Here is an 18,900-nt window from a genome sequence, read left to right as displayed (position 1 = left end):
TCAGACGAGCGTCGGGCGGCACATCGAGGACGCGCTCGGATCGAGCTCTGTCCCACCAACCCAATCACTTTGGCAAGCCACTCAGGCCTGAAGGAGGATCACGATGGCGTTCGATTACGAAGACGTAGGCACATTCGGAAGCAAGCGAGCCGCCGAGGACTGGGCACACCGTAACAGGGTGGACCTGCGCGACCTCCACATCCGCAATGCCGGAGGCGATCGCGTCGAGGTCGGCATTCGCAAGAGCGGATACGACGACAAGGAAAATTACGACAACCGCAGCGGCGAAAGGCGCGACGGCTTCTGGCGATGACGCCCATGCTCGCGCGCAAGCGCCTCAAAGGTCCGGGAGGCATTCACCTTCCGCGAAACCGCTCCGCAAGGGGCATCACGCGCCACCGGTGCATCAACCACCCGGGCAACCGGAAAGAAGAGGGAACTAACAATGTTGAAGAAGATGATGGCAGCCGCTGCAATGGCAGGAGCTTTCATGGCCGTACCGGCAGCAGCACAGGACGCCTTAGCGGCGGATGAAATGCACGAACACGCTGCCGCCACGAAGACGATCGCCGATGGGGTGAATCAGAGCACCGGCAATGTGGCCCGGCAGATGCTCGATCTTGTCGCCCGGGAAGCGAAGGCGAAAGCGACGCTCGAAGACAGTGTCGAGCGCAAGCAGCGCCGTATGTCGCTGGACGAAATGGTCAAATGCCACGACTGCAAACAGGAGAAGCAGGACTGCGGCGATCAGGCGAAATGCGACGTTCGGAATGATTGCCGAAAAGCGAAATGCCAAAAGAAGGCATGAGCTCGGGAGGACGGGCCGTGATCGTCGACGAGCCGCAGGTCCGATGCCCCTCCTGCAGGGGCTTTATGCCGGGATGGATGTCGCGCTATCCCGGCAAAATCTGCACGCTCTGCGAGCGGCCCCTTTTCCTGCTCCCCTCCATCTCCTCACGCCACCATCGGTCGGTTCTGAGCGCAATCGACGTCGTCAAGATCATCATGCTGCCCGTGATGGCGGGCGCGACCATATCGTTCGCCATGGGACGTCTCGACGTCGACAGCTATGCCCAGATCGTCGCCGTCGCTCTCCTCACTTGGGGAATAATTGATGTCTGGGACGGAACGGCAGGTCTCAGGACCGGTATGGACAAGGTCAGAAAGCGGATTCACCGAGGTGCCGTCGCTCGCAAGATGTCCCTCGCAAAGACAATTTTCGGATCAGCCTCGATGGTGCTGGGCGTGATCGGCCTGCTGATGGTAAGGTGAAGATAGGCCATTCGGCGGTACACTGAATTGCAACAGCCTCCCGAAAAGCGGGGAGTTGCGGATGCTATCCGAGACACAGTCCCGGAAACGGGCGAATGCTTCGACAAGAGCGGCTCCTGAGCGGAGGCCAAATGATATAGCAGTAGGTTGCCCTTAGCCGAGCATCATGCTTCCTGACCATGGCATCGACGCTTCCCAAAGAGCCATGCGCCTCGCTTTCTGCGCAATCGGACGTTCCTTCCTGACAGATCTCAACACATTCCTGGTTATCCTGAAGTCTCCTTCGCAGGCTGCTCACTGCGCCGGATATCTGCGAGAATGATCTTGCTACCGGGCAGTGCCGGCATCCGGGAACGATCGATGCGCAGGTCCTGGGCGGGGAGCCGATATTCCAATTCGCAAAGAAGCATTCGCAACGCGCGCTCCATCACTTCGAGCACGACCGTCTCGCCGGGGCAGCGATGATTTTTCGGAACATCGCCGCCGCCCTGAGGGATCAATGCGAACGCGGAAATGCCTTCCTCGCGAAAGCGCTCCGGATTGAAGGTTTCCGGCTCGTTCCAGAGATGAGGATCAGTGTTGGTTGCGTGCAAGTCGAGCAGGAAACGTCGCCCGGCGGGAAAACGGACATTTCGCCACCGGAAGTCCTTTCGGCTTCTGGCAGCGACCGCAGGAAAGAAGGGATAGAACCGGCGCACTTCCTGGACGAAATAGCCCATATCAGAGCGATCGGATGCAGGGGTCGGAGCCAAATCGGGAAACGAATGGAGAGCATGCGCCAGGAGAGTGATATAGACAGACGCTGCGACGGTTGGGCGCAGAACGTTCAGCAGTTCGACGGCGGCGATCTTGGGACTTAGCAGCGCGCCATTCTCATCCCGGTGCCCAGCGATCACAGCCAGCGCGGATTCAGCGTGTGGGACCAGACGGCTATCGCGCACATCCTTGATGATGCGAGCGAGCCACGCTTCGGACCGGCTGCGAGCGCGCCGGGCTTGAAAATGGCCCAAGCCGAGCGCGGCCGCGCGGTCGAAGAGTAGAACAAGGTCGCGAGTTCGCTTGATGCGCTCTTCAGCCGGTAGTGGCACTCCGGCCCAGTCGCACACTGCTTCGGCCAATATGGGATGCAGCGCTTCGTAGAAGATTACCTGCGTTTCCCGGGTCCATGCCGGGAGCTGGGCCAACCACATTTTTTCGAATTTCTCTCCCAGAGCCTCGACACGCTCTTGCGTCAGCAACGACACGAACATTTCCTTGCGCCGCAAATGCCGCTCGCCATCCAGACCCTGGACTCCGCCCTTGCCAGTCAAAGTCGCCCGAACCGGTTCCGGCATCGCGCCGTCGCGCGACATTCGCGCTTTATCGTAGAACATCTCGGCCGCAGCTTCGCCGCGCAGGCACACAGTCCGCCGGAGCAACAGGCGGGTTTCGAACATATCGCCACCGGTTCGCGAGCAGACCGTGCTTACGAAGTCATAGGGCCGCCTCAGGAAATGGAGTGTGCTGTCGACGGGCCCTTGCGGTATGAGTTCTTCGCTCTGTTTTATGGAACGATTCATAGACCAATACCGTCCTTTCGATTTGGCATATCGGTGCCGAGCCAGCCACAGCGAAACCAACCGGCTCGCTTTTGACTATGCTCCCGCCGATAAGTCTCGCATTGCCCCTTTTGCCGCGATCAATCCTGCGGCTGCGGTGTGACGCGCAGATAAGGTTTTACCGTCTCCCAGCCTTTTGGGAATTTCTCACGCGCTTCTTCATCGCTGAGCGAGGGCACGATGATGACGTCCTCGCCATGCTGCCAGTTCACAGGCGTGGCCACGCTGTAGTCGGCTGTCAGTTGCAGCGAATCGATGACCCGCAGGATCTCTTCGAAATTTCGTCCCGTGCTCGCGGGATAGGTCAGCGTAAGTTTCACCTTTTTATCGGACCCGATTACGAAGACCGAGCGTACGGTAAGAGTGTCGTCGGCCTGTGGATGGATCATTCCATAGAGATTGGCGATTTCACGAGCCGGGTCCGCGATCAGCGGAAAGTTGAGAGCATGACCCTGGGTTTCGGCTATGTCGCCTGCCCAGGATCGGTGGTCTTCGAGTGGATCAACGCTGAGACCGATCACTTTAACGCCGCGTTTGTCGAATTCCGGTTTCATGCGGGCAACCTCACCAAGTTCCGTCGTGCAAACAGGAGTGAAATCCGCAGGGTGCGAGAACAGCACCGCCCAGTCGTCACCCATCCATTCATGGAACTTGAGCGTGCCATCGGTTGTGTCGGCCTCGAAATCGGGTGCGGTGTCGCCAAGTTGAAGTGTCATTGAAAATCTCCTGTGGTGAGCGCTAACATAGCGCGAGTTCCATCAGCAGATGGGTGCTACAGTTACTGTAGGTGCAAGCGAGATCGCGACGGAGCGGCGTTCTGGCGCGACGGACGGCATCAGGAGCGCGCTGGTGTTCCGCTCGCCCGCGCTATGTGGATTCCTAAGCCCGTCCCTGCCTTACGCTATTTTAAACTCAGTTCATGTCGGGGCGGTTTTCAGGCTGCTCTTCGCCCATCAGGACCAAAAGCCCCAGTCCCACTACGATCGCGACGTCGGCCAGATTGAATGATGGCCAATGAAGAGTACCCCAGTATAAATCGATGAAGTCTCTGACAGCACCGAACATCAGCCTGTCCGCAACGTTGCCGAGCGCTCCGCCAATCGCGAGGCTCAAGCCGAGCGCATGGATGGCCGATCTGGTTCTCATCAGCCAAATCCCGAGTAGTCCCGAAAGCAAAACGCCGATCGCGATAAGGATAACCGGTGCTGCTTCACCAGCCAATCCGAATGCCACGCCGCTATTGGTGATGGCGACTAGATTGAAGCCCGGGAACACTGCGATCACGTTACCCGAACCAACGAAAGAATGCGCCCAGGTTTTCGACAATTGGTCGAGGCCGAAGCTGGCCAGAATCAAAACGGGCGCAAGCCGTTTCGCCGCGCTCAAGGTCATCGGACGCTGGATGGTGAATTCACGACCACCATCTTTTCTTCGCTCATATCGGCCATCGTGTAACCGATACCGCCTGTTCCGAGACCCGACTGACGGCGTCCTGCGAACGGCATCCAGTCGACGCGAAATGCGGTATGATCGTTGACCATTACGGCTGACGCGGCCAGCGCTTCGACGCAGTAATCGGCCCAGGACATTCGGTCGGTAAACACAGCCGCCTGGAAGGCGTAGGGAAGCGCGTTCGCCTGCGTGATCGCAGCATCGACGTCGTCGTATCCGTAAATGCAGACCACAGGGCCGAACACTTCCTTCCGCGATACATCGGCGTCGTCGGGCGGATCGACAAGGACCGTGGGCTGGTAAAGGGTGGAACCCGTGCGCTTACCCCCTGCGGCGAGCCTGCCGCCGCCCTGAACGGCTGCATCGACCCAGGATTCGACGCGGTCGACTTCGGCAGGACGAATGAGCGGACCGCATTGGGTTTCCGCATTGGTCGGATCGCCCACCGTCAGCGCTTCTGCTCCCGCAGCGAGCTCGGCAGCGAAGTCCGGCAATTCGGCGCGCGGAACGAACACGCGCTGCACCGAGACGCAGACCTGACCAGAATGATAAAAGCCCCCTTTCAGGAGCGGAGGAATTACCTTGGCGTGCGCAACGCTGTCATCGACGATGACCGGGGCCGCGCCCCCATGTTCCAGCGCCAAGCGGGTGCCAGGGGCCAGTTTGGAGCGGAGCATCCAGCCAACTCTGGCCGAACCGATGAAGGAGAAGAACGCAGTTCGTGGATCGGTGACCATTTTTTCGGCGACCTCGTCCGAGCACGGCACGAAACGGCACCAATTTTCATTGAGTCCGGCTTCATAAAGGATTTCGACGAAGCTCTTGCAGGAAAGGGGCGTGTCCTTGGCCGGTTTCACCAGTACGGGGCATCCGCTTGCAACCGCCGGTCCCACCTGATGGGCGATCAGGTTCAGAGGATGATTGAAAGCGGAGATCGCCACGACCGGCCCGATCGGCTCACGGAAAGTATAGGCTTTGCGTCCTGCCCCCGCCTGCGTCAGGTCCATCGGGATTTCGCGCCCGCCGCTGGCGAATAATTCGTGTATGCACAGTTCGACGCTCTGAATGGCGCGACTGGTTTCCACGCGCGCGTCGATGATGGGTTTGCCGCCCTCGCGCGCAATCTGCATTGCCAGCGTCTCCGCGCGCTCGCGCATCAGCACGCTGGCGCGCTGCAGGATGGCGATGCGTTCATGGGCGGGGAGCCGCGCTTGCCGGTCTTCGTGCAGCGCGCGCGCCTCGTCGAGCCAACGATCGATTTGTGGCCAGTCGACCAGCTCCACGCTGCCAATGCATTCCTGGTCGTAGGGATTGAGGACCTGCCACGTCATTGAGGACACTCCATCGCCTTCAGTTCATCGATCAGAACCTTGCGGTTCTCGGAATAATCCACCGGTAAGTCGATGAGGTGAACGCCGCCGCTTTCGAACGCTTCATTCAACGTCGGTACCAGTGCTTCGCTGCTCTCGATCCGGTGGCCCGTCGCACCATAACTCTTCGCATAGGCAACGAAGTCGGGGTTGGCGAAGCTCAGACCGTATTCGGGAAAGCCAAGTTCTTCCTGCTTCCATCGGATCATACCGTAAGCGGAATCATTGAGAATGAGTACGACAAGGTTGAGGCCGAGCCTGACCGCGGTTTCCACCTCCTGCGAATTCATCATGAACCCGCCATCGCCGCATACGGCGAGCACGCGGCGCTCGGGCGACAGCATCGCTGCCATCATCGCCGAGGGGAGACCCGCTCCCATCGTCGCCAGCGCGTTGTCGAGCAGAATCGTGTTCGGCTCATGCGCGATATAGTTGCGGGCGAACCAGATCTTGTAGATGCCGTTGTCGAGTGCGACGATGTCGTCCCGGCCCATGACCGCCCGTACATCTGCAACGATGCGCTGGGGCACCATCGGAAAGCGGCCATCGTCGCTGCCTTGGCGGATGTGCGCCGCGATGTCCTCATGGACATTGGCGTAGGCTGCCGGGTCACTAGGGTGTTTGCCGCGCAGCCGGTTTCCTAGTCGCTCGACAGATCCGGCAATATCGCCAATGACTTCCAGCTGCGGAAAATAGACCTGGTCGACCTCTGCGGCCTTGTAATTTATATGGATAACGGTGCGTCCGTCAGGCTCCATGTAAAAGGGCGGTTTCTCGACCACGTCATGGCCGATATTGACGATCAGGTCTGCGCGATCGATGGCACAATGAACATAGTCATCCGACGATAGAGCCGCCGTTCCCAGATACAGGGGGCTTGCCTCATCGAGCACTCCCTTGCCCATTTGCGTATTAAAAAACGGAAATTGGGTATCGTCGACGAACTTTCGGAGCGCCTTGCAGGCGCTACGTCGGTTGGCCCCGGCACCAACCAAAAGCAGCGGGCGATCGGCGGCGAGAATTCGCTCGGCAGCTTCGTCTAGCGCGGCATCTCCGGCCACCGCATATTGGCGGGGGTGGGGCGCAACGACCGGTTCGGAGGTTTCTTCCTCGGCAATATCTTCAGGCAGTTCCAGCAGAACTGCACCGGGTCGCTCTTCCTGAGCTCTCCTGAAACCTTCGCGCACGAGCGAAGGAATGCGCTCCCCATTCACGATCTGCTTCGCCATCTTACATAGTGGGGTGAAAAGCGAGACGACATCGACGATCTGGAACTGCGCCTGCTTCGAGACTTTGATGGGTTTTTGGCCGGTTATCATGACCAGAGGGAAAGCGCCCAGAGCGGCATAAGCTGCGGGCGTCGTGAGGTTTGTCGCCCCTGGTCCCAGCGTGGCAAGGCATACGCCGGCTTTACCGGTAAGACGTCCATAGGTTGCCGCCATGAACCCTGCCCCTTGCTCGTGCCGGGTAACGATCAGACGGATCGACGAGGTCCGCAGTGACTCCAGAAGATCGAGGTTTTCTTCGCCCGGAACCGCGAAGATATACTCGACGCCTTCGGCTTCCAACGCGGCGACAAGAAGATCGGATGCTTTCATGGAATGGTTCTCGCATTGGTGAGGGCCTGGAGGCTGTCGGTGGCAGGTCTTCTGCTCGGCTACTGATTCAGGCTGTGACGGTGAATTGCCCCATCATGCCGGCATCTTCGTGCTCGAGGATGTGGCAGTGGTACATGTAAGGCAAATCCGGGTCGGTGTAGTCCTCGAACCGCAAAAGGAGCCGCACGGTCTCGCCCGGATAGACGACGACCGTGTCCTTTAACCCCTGTTCCGCCGCCTCAGGTGCCCGGCCGTTCCGGTCGAGGATACGGAACTGCACATCATGAATGTGGAACGGATGCGCCATCATCGAGGCATTCTCGACCTGCCAGATTTCGGTGGTATTGACCCGCACTGTCTCGTCGATACGCTGCATGTCCATCGATTTGCCGTTGATGGTAAAACCGCCTCCACGCATCATGCGCATTCCCATGCCCATATCGAGAACGAAACGGCGCGTCCGGACCGCGTCGCCTGGATCGATCTGAGGCAAGGTAGCGAGCTGGCGCGGCATAGCGATCGCCCGCCTGCGGCTTGCGGCCGGCCGGATGTCCAGCACGGTAAAGCGACGCCTTTCATCCATCATACCGCCCATCATCCCATCGCGACGCTCCCGTTCGCCCATCATCCAATTGTCCACCGGCCGGTCGGAATCGCGCGTGGGTCCGGGCCCTCTCATTCCCCGGCCCCTATTTCCCATGCCCATGATTTCGAGCCCGTCCGCAAGCAGCGAAACCGGCCTTCCGTCGCTGACATCGACGATTACCTGCGCGCGTTCGCCCGGGGCGAGAACAACATTGTCGGTTGGCAGCGGCGCGGCGAGCAAACCGCCGTCGGTTCCGATCTGATGGAAGCTGCGGCCATCGTCGAACCCGAAACGGTAAAAGCGTGCGTTCGAGCCATTGACCAGACGCAGCCGAAGGCGATCAGACTTTGCTTCAAAGACGGGTTCGACGATGCCATTGACCAGCATCGTATCACCCATCATCCCCATCATGACATTGTGCATACGTGTGGAGTAAATGAGGCTTCCATCGCTCGCGAAAGCGCGGTCCTGAACGACCAGCGGTATATCATCGACGCCATAATCGTTCGGAAGGTCGAGCGCTTCGCTCGCGCTGTCGCGGACGTAGATCATTCCGGCCAGACCCTGATAGACTTGCGGCCCCGAGCGGCGGTGCGCATGCGAATGATACCAGAACATCGATGCGCGCTGGCGGACATCGAAACGCGCGGTCCAGCTGCCTCCCGGCTCGATCGGTTGATGCGGTCCGCCATCGGCGCGCGCCGGCAGATGAAAACCGTGCCAGTGGACGGTTGCCGTTTCGGACAGATCGCTCGTGACATTCATCCGCACCGTGTCGCCCGCGTACATCTCAAGCGTGGGGCCTAGATAGGATTGGTTGATACCGATGGTCGGCGTTTCGAGCCCGTCAAAAAATTGCGAGACGCCGAGGCGCAGATTGAGATCGAAAATTCGCTCGCCACTATCTCGTTCGCCTGAATAAAGAGGAGGAATGAGAAGTTTCGAGCGCGCGGTTACCGAAGCAAGCGCCGTATTCCGGTCTGTCAACAGGTCGCGCCGGGCATACGCGGCTATTCCCAGTGCACCTGCGCCAAGCACTGCACCGCTAAGAATAGAACGTCTGTCGATCATAATGCTTCCCTTGCCCGGAGCGTCGTCAACCGGTTTCGGCCTGCGGTGTTCCGGATTGCATGCCTTTCATTCTGTTGCGCCAATAACCCAGCGCGATGAGCGCGAGCGTGAGAATTTGCGCCGCCACTGGCTCAAGTGCCGGTGCGATGCCCAGAATCGGTATGCGGGGCAGATTCGGAAGCGGAGTGATGCCCAACAATCCGGCTTCCTGGAGCCCCGAAATACCCTTCCCGGCCAGGACGACGGCAAGAATGCCGATCAGAACCGAACTATACGCGAAGAATGTTCCAATTGGCAGTCGGCGACTGTAGCGCAGCATCGCCCAGGCAATCAGCGCTAGCAAGACGATTGCGGCGGCAGCGCCAGCAAGAATCGCGTCCGTATGGCCCTGACTCCAGAGCGCTGCGAAGAACAGGATCGTCTCGAAGACCTCCCGGTAAACCACGAGGAAGGCCAGCCCGAACAGAAACCATGCGGACCTGCGCGAGAGAGCGTGCTGCATGGTTTTCCGGATATAGCGTTGCCATTCGCCGGCCTGCGACTTGCCGTGCATCCATATGCCAACCGACAGCAGGACGAGAGCGGCAAAAAGCGATCCGAACCCCTCCACCAGCTCGCGGCCCGCACCACTCACTCCGATTAGGTAGGTCGCTGCCACCCATGTCAGGGCTCCGGCCCCAAGAGCGGAGAGCCATCCGCCATGGACGAAGGGCAGAACTTCCGTTCTCTCGGCCTTGCGCAGGAACGCGATCATCGCGATCACGATCAGCAATGCCTCTAGCCCTTCGCGCAACAGGATCGCAAAGGCTCCCAAAAATGCCGACGCTTCGCTGGCATTGGCCGGGGCGAGCACCGTCTCGGCCCGGTAGAAAAGAACGTCGAGCGCATTCACCTTCTCGGCGACGGCGGCCACCGGATCACCGCGGCTGATTGCCGCTCGAAGCTCGGCCATGCCGATTTCGACCGATGCGAGGAGATCGGCATCGCGCGTGCTTAAAACGGCTTCCAGCGGTTCGAAGCCATCGAGATAGGCCGAGAGTGCAAGTTCGCGCGCCTCGGTTTTATTACCCGCTTCGTAAGCGGCAAGACTTTGCTGCAATCGTTCGCGCGCGAGAGCGAGTGAGCCGGTCGTATCGCTCGCCACGGCTTCAGGATGAGCCCTCAAATAGGCCATGACGGCATCGGCCCGCTCGGTGCCGATCGCCTCGCCGAGGGCTGCCGGTGTGAGACCGGATAGTGCAGCGAGATCGGGAACGCGTGCCCGGATCGCCGGTTCGTCATTCCAGATACGCCTTCCCCGCTCTACCTCCGGAAATGCAATGGACCCAGAATAATAAGCAAGGCTCCAACGATCTTCCGCCGGGAGATCGGAAAAGCCCGGCATGGCGGTTCCCTCGAGACCTTGTCCAATGACCTGATAGAGCGCGAAAGCGCCCCTCTCGCGGGCTCGGGCGACGTCGTCAAAAGCGATTGGCGGGGGATCGAGTCCCTCTGCGGCGGGGCCGGCGCCGTCTCCGCTTACGCCATGACAGCTTGCGCAGCTCTGGGCGTACAGCGCGGCGCCTCGCGCAAGGTCGGGTACCGCGTCCGGGGCCAGCGGAACGGGAAAGGCCGCGATCAGCTCGCTTGCCAACCTGCGCGCGTCTCGTGCGACGACAGCAGGCCCCACTTTCGCCGAGATTGCCTCGGCAAGCGCCTCTGCATCCGCAACCAGCTGTGCACGTTGCGCATTTGCGGGTAGGGCCGCCATGCGTTCGACTACCGAAGCAGAAAATTCCTGCATTTCGGCATATTCCAGCTCGTTGGTGACTTTACCGTCTTCGACCGCTTCTATGTAATCCACCGCGATGTAGTCGAGCAGGCGCCAAGTCGTTTGGACTTCGTCGTGCGTGTCTGCGGAAGCGGGCATTGCGACTGCGATCGACAGGAAAGCGATCAATTGGACCGCAAAAGCACGTAGCGTCATTTGGAGGCGGCCTTTCCGAGAGCCGAAACATGCTGCGCGCGAAGTTCCTCGGTGGCACGCCGGACAATAAGATAGGCCGAATGCAGGAAGATCAGTGCGATCACCGCTGCGACCAGCAGATCGGGCCAGGCTTGCCCGGTCCAGGCGACCAGGGCAGCAGCGATGATCACTCCGACATTGGCGATCGCGTCATTGCGGCTGAACAGCCAGATCGCGGATACATGTGCGTCGCCTTCGCGAAACCGCATCAGCACAAGCGCCGCCGCGATGTTGACTATCAAGGCTGCGACGGCGATCCCGCCCATCAAGCCGGCTTCCGGCGCGACCGCGTTAAGCGATCGCCAGACCGCCAGACCGATCACTCCGAGGCCTAGTACGCCCAGAAACAGCCCCTGTGCCAGCGCGACCCGGGCGCGCGTGCGGGCAGTCCACGCAAGAGCAAGGATGCCGATGAGCGTGATCGATCCATCGCCGATGAAGTCGAGAGCGTCGGCCTTGAGCGCTTGGCTGTCCGCCAGAAACCCGCCGAAGGCCTCGAAAACGCCAAAGCCCAGATTGAGCAATACGACGATCCAAAGGGCGCGGCGATAGGCGGGGTCTGCGCCTGCTCTTTGCGTATCGCCTGTGCAGCCGCAATCCGATGTTTCGTTATTCGACATGAGGCATTAGGTAACACCTCTAGCAACTGTAGGAGCAAGCCAAAATTGCGAATGGTTCGCGGTTTCGGAGCTGGAGGAGTGAGTTCATGCTTATCGGAGGTCTTTCGAAGGCGACGGGCACCAAGGTCAATACGATAAGGTTTTATGAGGATATCGGACTGATGCCCGAAGCCGCGCGTACGGCAGCGGGGCAGCGAACCTACAAAGAGCAGGACGTCGAGCGCCTTTCCTTTATTCGGCATGCTCGAAAATTGGGGTTTTCGATCGATGAAACACGCTCGCTTTTAAGCGTGAAGGCGAGACCGGATCAGAGCTGTGACGAGGCGGGTGACATCGCTTTGCGGCACCTTCGAGCCGTGGACGAGCGCATCAGTCGGCTACAAGCGCTTCGTTCCGAACTGAGAAGTGTGGTCGCGGCCTGCACGGGCGGCGAGGTTTCCGAATGCAAAATCATCGAAACGCTTTCTCGAAACCCAGCCGCCTCTTCCGCGGGTCGCTGACGCGAAAGCTATAATGGGACTATGGACACCGAACCCAGACAGCAAAAAAAGTGCTTGCACCTCCAGTCGCTGGAAGCGTTATCATCGTGATAATCCAGATTCTGATGTCGTGATCTAGGATTGGATGGCTGATTATGACGGAACTTGGGTAATTTGAATATTAATCAGCTTTCGCCTTATAAGAACGCTGCATTCATTCCATGGAATTTGGTCGAAAAAGAAACTACTCGAACAATATTCATTGTCCGGACGCTTCGTGACAATATCACATTACAGCAACCGAGAAGATTTTTGTTTCAACTTTCGTTTCACCTTGTTAGGGGCCACAGGATGTTCGATCTGAACGCCTTGATTCCCGTCAGGATTGTCGCCGCCCTTTTGGCGGTCGCAGCGCTGATGGCGTCTCCGGCGGTCGAAGCAGCGCAATGTGCGGACGAGCTGTCAGAAATAGCCTATTCGGTCCAGATGTTCGACATTGATGCGGACGAGAGCCCGCAAAACGAAAGCCCGGAGCAGCAGGAATGCGCCCACGGGCATTGCCATCACGTCGCCGCAGCACTGAAATCGAAGCTTTTAAACGACATGCCCGACCGGCTTAACATCACGGTTGGGTCGCATATGGCCGAAGAATTATTCGGCGATGCGAGCAATTTACCCAAACGCCCTCCTCGCGCCTGACGACCGTCACTGCGCTGCTTGACGCAGCGCATTTCGATTTGTCAGCAGAGAGAGTTTTGAAAAATGCCAGCCATCAAATGGCGAGGGGCCCTGATAGCAGGGCTAACCCTCGCCGCAATTGTCACGCCTGTGGCAGCGCAGGAGCGGGAGCTTCTGACGCTCGACGAGGCGTTGGGCCGGACAGGCGTGGTTGCCGAACCCGCTAACACCGAGTTAAACCCGCGCATCGTCGGCCCTCGAGCGGAAGCCGAGGCGGCGCAGGCTCTTGTCGGACAGGCGCGGTTGCGGCCCAACCCTGAAATATCGCTCGAGGTCGAGAACATCGCCGGGAGTGGGGCCTTCTCCGGGCTAAGCGCCACCGAATATACGCTTGCTGTCGGACAGCGGCTCGAACTTGGAGGTAAACGCGGCACACGCGTCGAGGCTGCCCGGGCGCAGGCACAGCTGGCGGATCTGCGGGCTGACCTTGCGGGGGCCGAACTCGGATTTCTTGTCCGTGAACGCTACGTAGCAGCGGCTGCAGCAGCCTCGCGCGTCGAACTGGCCCTCGATGTGGTTGAGCGAAACGAAGAGCTCGCCCGCATTGCCGGTCTCCTCGTAGAAGTCGGGCGCGAGCCCCCGCTCCGTGCTCTTCGGGCCGAAGCGGCCTTGGCGGAAGCGCAAGCCGAACTTCAGGCCGCCGAAGCGACAAGTCTTGCAGCCCGAACGGCCCTCGCCTCGCTATGGGGCGATCAGGGGGCGCCGCCGCTTGTTCCGAGCAGGTTCCCCGGGATCGAACCGCCCGGTGCTGTAATGGCGACAGCAAGCGGTCTGCAATTGCGAGTGGCGCGTGCGGAAAGCACCGCCGCCGCCGCCGAGATCGATCGTGAGCGCAGCCTGCGCATTCCCGATCCCGTCGTTTCCGCCGGTGTTCGACGCTTCGAGGAAAGCAATGACAGTGCCTTTCTTCTCGGTGTCTCGATCCCGCTTCCCTTCTTGAATCGTAATCAGGGCAATATCGCTGCAGCCGAAGCAAGGCTGCGCGCCGCCAATGCTCGCGAGGCTGTAGCGTTGGCCGATTTCGAGCAAGCCGTGACGCGCGCACGATCGCAATATCTTGCTGCCGAAGCGCGCGTCGAGACGCTTTCCACGACATCACTCCCCCAGGCCGAGGAGGCTCTTCGGCTCGTCCGCATCGGTTATCGCAATGGCCGTTTTCCGTTGATCGAAGTGTTGAGCGCAGCCGAAGCGCGCGATGCCATTCGCGAGGCGTTGATTGCTGCGCAAGAAGACCGGGGACAAGCTGCCGCCGAACTGATCAGGCTGGCCGCACAATGAGGAATACCAAAATGAACCGCAAAAGACTGGCGATCATCGCCGGAATTGTCATACTTGTTTCGGCCTTGATGCTGATGTTCTGGCCTGACAGCCAGGTCGACACCCACGCGGACGAAGAGGTCGCAGAGACAGAACTGCCCGAGGGGCTCGTGCTAATCGAGCAAGAGCAGATCCGCACCGCCGAGATCGAGGTCGCAGCGGTGCAAACGGGTGCCGCTGTCGAACTCGTATTTCCTGCAACGGTTGCGGCAAGTCCGACCGCCAGCGCACGCATCGATGCACGGGCTTCCGGTGTCGTGCGCAGCGTTGGCAAGACGCTTGGCGATTATGTCCGGCAGGGCGAGACCGTCGCTCGGATCGAAAGCGCCGATGCGGCTGCACTCGCTTCCCAGCTTAGTGCCGCCCGCGCCCGCGTAACCGAGCTTTCGGCGGCCTATGAACGGGAGCGCCGGCTATTCGAAGCCAACGTGACCGCACGCCAGGATCTCGAAGCGGCGCGCGCCAATCTTGACGTTGCCCGTTCCGAACTGAACCGGTCGCAGGCGGCCGTCGCCGCGGCAGGCGTGAGCGGCGATGGACGCTCGCTCGCTGTCACCAGTCCGCTTTCGGGCCGTGTGACCGCCGCTCCAATCGTGCTCGGCTCGTTCGTCGACGCCGGGGAGGAGCTTTACAGCGTGGTCAATCCCAGCGGCTTGCAGATCGAGGTTGCGCTGCCTTCCGAAGATGCTTCACGCATCCAGCCTGGCGACGAGGCTGCGTTGATCCTCGGCGATGGAAGGGAGATCGGCGCTCGCGTCCGGTCGGTAACGCCTTCGCTCGATGCCGAGAGCCGTAGCGCGACAGCGGTTCTTACCTTGACGCGCGCCGTTCCCGGTCTGCAGCCCGGATCGTTCCTTCAGGCGCGTATTCGCCCCTCGGGCGAATTGGACCAGAGCCGTATCGCGGTACCCGAAGATGCTGTGCAGGTGCTCGAAGGACGCGATGTTGTCTTCGTGCGGACACGACGCGGATTTCAGGCTCGGGAGGTCGAGATCGGCAGCCGGTCTGCCGGAATGGTGACGATCCTCTCCGGGCTCGAGCCCGGTCAGCGGATCGCGACTGCCAATGCCTTCCTGTTGAAGTCCGAGCTCGAAAAGGAGGGCGCAGAACATGGCCATTGATCAAACCACGGCATCTTCTCCCATGTCTTCGGACGAAGGTAGCCACCGTCACGGCCCGATCGGAGTCATCCTCGATGTCGCCGTTCGTTTCCGCTGGGCGATCATCGTCCTGACCGTGTTCGCAGCGATCTACGGAGCGTTCAATCTGGTGCGCCTGCCGATCGACGCGGTTCCCGACATCACCAACACGCAGGTCCAGATCAACACCAGCGCTGCCGCGCTCTCACCTTCGCAGGTCGAGACGCAGGTGACCTTCCCCATCGAAACCGGACTTGCCGGGATCGAAGGCCTGGAGATGACACGATCGATTTCGCGCAACGGCTTCAGCCAGGTCACCGCGATTTTCGAGGAGGGCACCGACCTCTACTTCGCCCGGCAGCAGGTGAACGAACGGCTCGCGCCGATTGGCGCTTCATTGCCCGAAGGAGCGGAGCCTACCATGGGGCCGATCTCCACCGGCCTTGGCGAAGTGCTGATGTATACGATCGAGTATGAGCATCCCGGTGGCAAGGGTGCGACCACTGGTGGCCGCACAGGCTGGCAGTCCGATGGCAGCTTCATCACCGAACGCGGCGACCGCCTCGAGAGTGAGGTGGCTAAGGCGGCCTATCTGCGCACTGTGCAGGATTGGGTGGTCGCGCCGTTGATGCGCTCGATCGACGGCGTGGCCGGCGTGGATTCGATTGGCGGGTTCGAAAAGCAATTCCTTGTTCAGCCCGATCCGGCACGTCTCACCGGCTATGGCCTGTCATTCGACTCACTCATCGATGCTCTAGAAGCCGCCAATCTGGCGGCAGGCGCCAATTTCGTCGATCGTGCCGACGAAGCCCTGCTTGTCCGCGTGGACGCGAGGCTGGGCAGCATTGCCGACATCGAAGAAGCCGTCATTGCGACCCGCGAGGGCGTGCCCATCCGCATCGGCGATGTGGCCGATGTGGAGATCGGCGGCGACCTGCGAACCGGTGCTGCTTCACTGAACGGTGAAGAGGCGGTGGTGGGAACCGTGTTGATGCGCGCGGGCGAGAACAGCCGGACCGTTGCGGCTGGTGCTGCCGAGAGACTTGAAGAGGTCCGCGCATCGCTTCCGGACGGAGTTGTCGCTGAGATTGTCTACAATCGTTCCTCACTAGTCGATGCGACGATCTCCACCGTCGAAAAGAACCTGCTCGAAGGCGCATTGCTCGTGATCGCCGTCCTGTTCCTCTTGCTCGGCAATATCCGCGCCGCCATAATCACCGCACTGGTCATTCCCGTTTCGATGCTGATGGCAGCGGTGGGGATGAACCGGCTTGGTGTCTCAGGTAATCTGATGAGCCTGGGCGCGCTCGACTTCGGGCTGATCGTCGATGGTGCGGTCATCATTGTCGAGAACAGCGTCGCCCGGCTTGCGGCCCGGCAACATCGCGAAGGACGCTTGCTTACCTTGGGTGAGCGGCTGACCGAAACGCGTCTCGCAGCGCAGGAAATGATCAAACCGACCGTCTACGGTCAGGCGATTATCTTCCTCGTCTTCGCGCCGCTGCTGACCTTTACCGGGGTCGAGGGCAAGACGTTCTCGCCCATGGCGATCACGATGATGCTCGCGCTGGCTTCGGCCTTCGTTCTTTCATTGACCTTCGTGCCAGCGATGATTGCGGTCCTGCTCAACAAGAAGCTGACCGAAAAGGAGGTGAAGCCCATTCGCTGGGCCAAAGAGCGCTACGGTCCCGCCGTGCGCAAGGTCATTGCGCGGCCCTGGCCGATGATTGGTGCCGGGGTTGGTCTCTTCACAGTAGCGGTTTTTGTGTTCGGCTTTCTGGGCAGCGAGTTCACCCCGCAGCTCGATGAACGCGACATCGCGGTGCAATCCTTGCGCATCCCCTCGACATCGCTCGAACGCTCGCTGGCGATGCAGCGGCGGGTCGAAGACCGGCTCGAAGAGTTTCCCCAAGTTGATCTTGTGTTCTCACGGACGGGCACGGCCGAAGTCGCCAGCGATCCAATGCCCCCCAATGCTTCGGACGCTTATGTCATCCTGAAGCCTCGCGACGAATGGCCCGATCCCGATTTGCCGAAAGATGAGCTTGTTGGTGAAATGGAAAGCGCGCTCGGAGGCCTCATCGGCAATCTCTACGAGTTCAGCCAGCCTATCGAGCTGCGCTTCAACGAGCTGATCGCCGGTGTGCGCGGCGATGTCGCGGTCAAGCTCTACGGCGATGACCTCACTGCGCTCACCGAAGCTGCGGGCGAGGTCGCGGGCGTGCTTGGAGGTGTCGAAGGCGCCGCGGACGTGAAGGTGCAGCAGGTGACCGGCTTTCCTACGCTGGACATCGCCTTCGATCGCCCGACCATCGCGCGCTATGGTCTGACCGTCGAGGAAGTGGCACAGTCGGTTGCTATCGCGCTCGGCGGGCGGCCAGCAGGACTGGTGTTCGAGGGCGATCGCCGTTTCGATGTTGTCGTGCGCCTCGAGGATGCTACGCGCGACGATTTCGACCAGCTCGGCGCGCTCCCGATCGTGCTTGAAAACGGGGTCACCGTTCCTTTGCGGACATTGGCCGATTTTCAGGTCGTCGATGGCCTTGCCGAGGTTCGGCGAGAGCAGGGCCGAAGGCTTGTGATCGTCTCGGCCAACGTACGCGAGCGCGATCTCGGCTCCTTTGTTGAGGAAGCGCAGGAAAGGGTTTCGACCGGCGTCGATATGCCGCCGGCCTCCTTCATCGAATGGGGCGGACAGTATCAGAACCTGCAGGAAGCGCAGGCGCGGCTCACCATCGTCGTCCCGATTGCCTTCGCTCTGGTTCTCCTCTTGCTGTTCATGGCTTTGGGTGGATGGGTTCCAGCGCTTGCCGTGTTCAGTGCCATTCCCATGGCCTTGGCTGGCGGGGTGTTCGCTCTGGCGCTGCGAGGCTTGCCATTCTCGGTGTCGGCAGCGGTCGGCTTTATCGCGCTTTCCGGCGTGGCGGTGCTCAACGGTCTCGTCATGATGACCGCGATCCGGCAGCGACTCGACAGCGGGATGTCACTGGATGAGGCGATTGCCGATGGCGCGCTGGCGCGACTGCGACCGGTGCTCATGACCGCGTTGGTGGCGTCGCTGGGTTTTGTGCCGATGGCGATTGCCACAGGAACAGGTGCTGAGGTGCAACGTCCCTTGGCTACGGTGGTTATCGGCGGGCTGATCACAGCCACTGCGCTCACGCTGTTCGTTTTGCCAGCGATCGCTCGCCTGGTACTCGATGATGGCAAGGAGAAGCGAAGCTGGCGCCAAAGATGGTGGGACCGCCTGCGTCGCAACGTCACGCCTGAGGAACGTAAAGAACTTCGGGATGTTACTTGAAGGGGAGGGCTAATTGAAGTTAGCTAGGTCAATTTGTCTGCCTCAGATCGCTTCGGGACTGACAAGTCTCGAAGCGATCCGGTATCGGACTCAATTGCGGGCGCGCGGAGCCTCGGCAGAACGCCCGGCTGCGATACGGGCACGGCGTGGGTGTTTTTCGCCGATGGCTTCTATGCAGAGGTGCAACCTTCGGACGGTGATCTGTCCGCTGTCGGCATCTGGCGCGATGAGGGTGAGGCCATCGCATATACCATGACCATAAGCCCTTCGAACGGCATGCGCGGCCAATGCAAGTGCGCCATCTTACGATCGAAGATTGTAGCCCGGGACGGCCCTTCACCTGCAACTATCGAG

Annotated in this window: 16 protein-coding genes; 8 read left to right on the top strand and 8 right to left on the bottom strand. The window is 60.4% G+C overall.

The features are described from left to right. The first annotated feature begins 103 nt into the window (after nt 1-103). From CP97_RS15550 to CP97_RS15540, 3 genes are all read left to right on the top strand, one after another. Nucleotides 104-313 (top strand): hypothetical protein, encoded by a 210-nt coding sequence (locus CP97_RS15550; protein ID WP_063612683.1) that lies wholly within the window; start codon nt 104-106, stop codon nt 311-313. 132 nt (nt 314-445) lie between these two features. Next, on the top strand, nt 446-808 hold the full coding sequence (locus tag CP97_RS15545; RefSeq protein ID WP_063612682.1) for a hypothetical protein: 363 nt from the start codon (nt 446-448) through the stop codon (nt 806-808). A 65-nt stretch (nt 809-873) separates the two neighbouring features. Further along, nucleotides 874-1,272, top strand: coding sequence for a hypothetical protein (locus CP97_RS15540; protein ID WP_149036578.1), 399 nt, complete (start codon nt 874-876; stop codon nt 1,270-1,272). A 266-nt stretch (nt 1,273-1,538) separates the two neighbouring features. Here CP97_RS15540 and CP97_RS15535 read toward each other — a convergent pair whose 3' ends face one another. The 8 genes from CP97_RS15535 to CP97_RS15500 form a co-directional block, all read right to left on the bottom strand. Then, nucleotides 1,539-2,831: a cytochrome P450 gene (locus CP97_RS15535; RefSeq protein ID WP_082863939.1), complete on the bottom strand. Its 1,293-nt coding sequence runs from the start codon at nt 2,829-2,831 to the stop codon at nt 1,539-1,541. A 119-nt stretch (nt 2,832-2,950) separates the two neighbouring features. Then, the gene (locus tag CP97_RS15530) at nt 2,951-3,586 is read right to left on the bottom strand and encodes a peroxiredoxin (protein ID WP_063612680.1); all 636 of its coding nucleotides are present in this window, start codon (nt 3,584-3,586) and stop codon (nt 2,951-2,953) included. A 196-nt stretch (nt 3,587-3,782) separates the two neighbouring features. Further along, complete coding sequence (gene lspA, locus CP97_RS15525) at nt 3,783-4,256, bottom strand: signal peptidase II (RefSeq protein WP_161485481.1); 474 nt, start codon at nt 4,254-4,256, stop codon at nt 3,783-3,785. A 2-nt stretch (nt 4,257-4,258) separates the two neighbouring features. Further along, nucleotides 4,259-5,653, bottom strand: coding sequence for an aldehyde dehydrogenase family protein (locus tag CP97_RS15520; RefSeq protein ID WP_063612678.1), 1,395 nt, complete (start codon nt 5,651-5,653; stop codon nt 4,259-4,261). Continuing rightward, complete coding sequence (locus CP97_RS15515; RefSeq protein WP_063612677.1) at nt 5,650-7,290, bottom strand: acetolactate synthase large subunit; 1,641 nt, start codon at nt 7,288-7,290, stop codon at nt 5,650-5,652. The genes CP97_RS15520 and CP97_RS15515 overlap by 4 nt, the downstream gene beginning before the upstream one ends. Before the next feature lie 67 nt (nt 7,291-7,357). Further along, nucleotides 7,358-8,947 (bottom strand): multicopper oxidase family protein, encoded by a 1,590-nt coding sequence (locus tag CP97_RS15510; protein ID WP_063612676.1) that lies wholly within the window; start codon nt 8,945-8,947, stop codon nt 7,358-7,360. Between the two features lie 25 nt (nt 8,948-8,972). Continuing rightward, a complete protein-coding gene (locus CP97_RS15505; protein ID WP_063612675.1) occupies nt 8,973-10,913 on the bottom strand; it encodes a cytochrome c/FTR1 family iron permease in 1,941 nt (646 codons plus the stop codon). Continuing rightward, nucleotides 10,910-11,572 (bottom strand): cation efflux transmembrane domain-containing protein, encoded by a 663-nt coding sequence (locus CP97_RS15500; protein ID WP_063506155.1) that lies wholly within the window; start codon nt 11,570-11,572, stop codon nt 10,910-10,912. Before CP97_RS15500 ends, CP97_RS15505 begins: the two co-directional genes overlap by 4 nt. 86 nt (nt 11,573-11,658) lie before the next feature. Between CP97_RS15500 and CP97_RS15495 the strand changes: the two genes are divergently transcribed. From CP97_RS15495 to CP97_RS15475, 5 genes are all read left to right on the top strand, one after another. Next, nucleotides 11,659-12,072 (top strand): MerR family transcriptional regulator, encoded by a 414-nt coding sequence (locus CP97_RS15495; protein ID WP_050600446.1) that lies wholly within the window; start codon nt 11,659-11,661, stop codon nt 12,070-12,072. 153 nt (nt 12,073-12,225) lie between these two features. Beyond that, the gene (locus CP97_RS15490) at nt 12,226-12,750 is read left to right on the top strand and encodes a hypothetical protein (protein WP_149036577.1); all 525 of its coding nucleotides are present in this window, start codon (nt 12,226-12,228) and stop codon (nt 12,748-12,750) included. 63 nt (nt 12,751-12,813) lie between these two features. Continuing rightward, nucleotides 12,814-14,067: a TolC family protein gene (locus CP97_RS15485; RefSeq protein ID WP_050600444.1), complete on the top strand. Its 1,254-nt coding sequence runs from the start codon at nt 12,814-12,816 to the stop codon at nt 14,065-14,067. Nucleotides 14,068-14,078: 11 nt separating this feature from the next. Beyond that, the gene (locus tag CP97_RS15480; RefSeq protein WP_050600443.1) at nt 14,079-15,227 is read left to right on the top strand and encodes an efflux RND transporter periplasmic adaptor subunit; all 1,149 of its coding nucleotides are present in this window, start codon (nt 14,079-14,081) and stop codon (nt 15,225-15,227) included. A gap of 22 nt (nt 15,228-15,249) precedes the next feature. After that, nucleotides 15,250-18,546, top strand: coding sequence for an efflux RND transporter permease subunit (locus tag CP97_RS15475; protein WP_050600442.1), 3,297 nt, complete (start codon nt 15,250-15,252; stop codon nt 18,544-18,546). The last annotated feature ends 354 nt before the right edge of the window (nt 18,547-18,900 follow it).

The organism is Aurantiacibacter atlanticus (assembly GCF_001077815.2).
Taxonomy (GTDB): Bacteria; Pseudomonadota; Alphaproteobacteria; order Sphingomonadales; family Sphingomonadaceae; genus Alteraurantiacibacter; species Alteraurantiacibacter atlanticus.
Note: the sequence above shows the minus strand (reverse complement) of the source record. Positions and strands in the feature narration are given on the sequence as shown.

What these genes read in the sequence shown, in the direction of transcription:
- CP97_RS15550 (WP_063612683.1), top strand. Translation starts at nt 104, where the DNA reads ATGGCGTTCGATTACGAAGACGTAGGCACATTCGGAAGCAAGCGAGCC.
- CP97_RS15495 (WP_050600446.1), top strand. Translation starts at nt 11,659, where the DNA reads ATGCTTATCGGAGGTCTTTCGAAGGCGACGGGCACCAAGGTCAATACG.
- CP97_RS15500 (WP_063506155.1), bottom strand. Translation starts at nt 11,572, where the DNA reads ATGTCGAATAACGAAACATCGGATTGCGGCTGCACAGGCGATACGCAA.
- CP97_RS15505 (WP_063612675.1), bottom strand. Translation starts at nt 10,913, where the DNA reads ATGACGCTACGTGCTTTTGCGGTCCAATTGATCGCTTTCCTGTCGATC.
- CP97_RS15530 (WP_063612680.1), bottom strand. Translation starts at nt 3,586, where the DNA reads ATGACACTTCAACTTGGCGACACCGCACCCGATTTCGAGGCCGACACA.
- CP97_RS15545 (WP_063612682.1), top strand. Translation starts at nt 446, where the DNA reads ATGTTGAAGAAGATGATGGCAGCCGCTGCAATGGCAGGAGCTTTCATG.
- CP97_RS15540 (WP_149036578.1), top strand. Translation starts at nt 874, where the DNA reads ATGCCGGGATGGATGTCGCGCTATCCCGGCAAAATCTGCACGCTCTGC.
- CP97_RS15510 (WP_063612676.1), bottom strand. Translation starts at nt 8,947, where the DNA reads ATGATCGACAGACGTTCTATTCTTAGCGGTGCAGTGCTTGGCGCAGGT.
- CP97_RS15515 (WP_063612677.1), bottom strand. Translation starts at nt 7,290, where the DNA reads ATGAAAGCATCCGATCTTCTTGTCGCCGCGTTGGAAGCCGAAGGCGTC.
- CP97_RS15480 (WP_050600443.1), top strand. Translation starts at nt 14,079, where the DNA reads ATGAACCGCAAAAGACTGGCGATCATCGCCGGAATTGTCATACTTGTT.
- CP97_RS15535 (WP_082863939.1), bottom strand. Translation starts at nt 2,831, where the DNA reads ATGAATCGTTCCATAAAACAGAGCGAAGAACTCATACCGCAAGGGCCC.
- CP97_RS15520 (WP_063612678.1), bottom strand. Translation starts at nt 5,653, where the DNA reads ATGACGTGGCAGGTCCTCAATCCCTACGACCAGGAATGCATTGGCAGC.
- CP97_RS15485 (WP_050600444.1), top strand. Translation starts at nt 12,814, where the DNA reads ATGCCAGCCATCAAATGGCGAGGGGCCCTGATAGCAGGGCTAACCCTC.
- CP97_RS15475 (WP_050600442.1), top strand. Translation starts at nt 15,250, where the DNA reads ATGTCTTCGGACGAAGGTAGCCACCGTCACGGCCCGATCGGAGTCATC.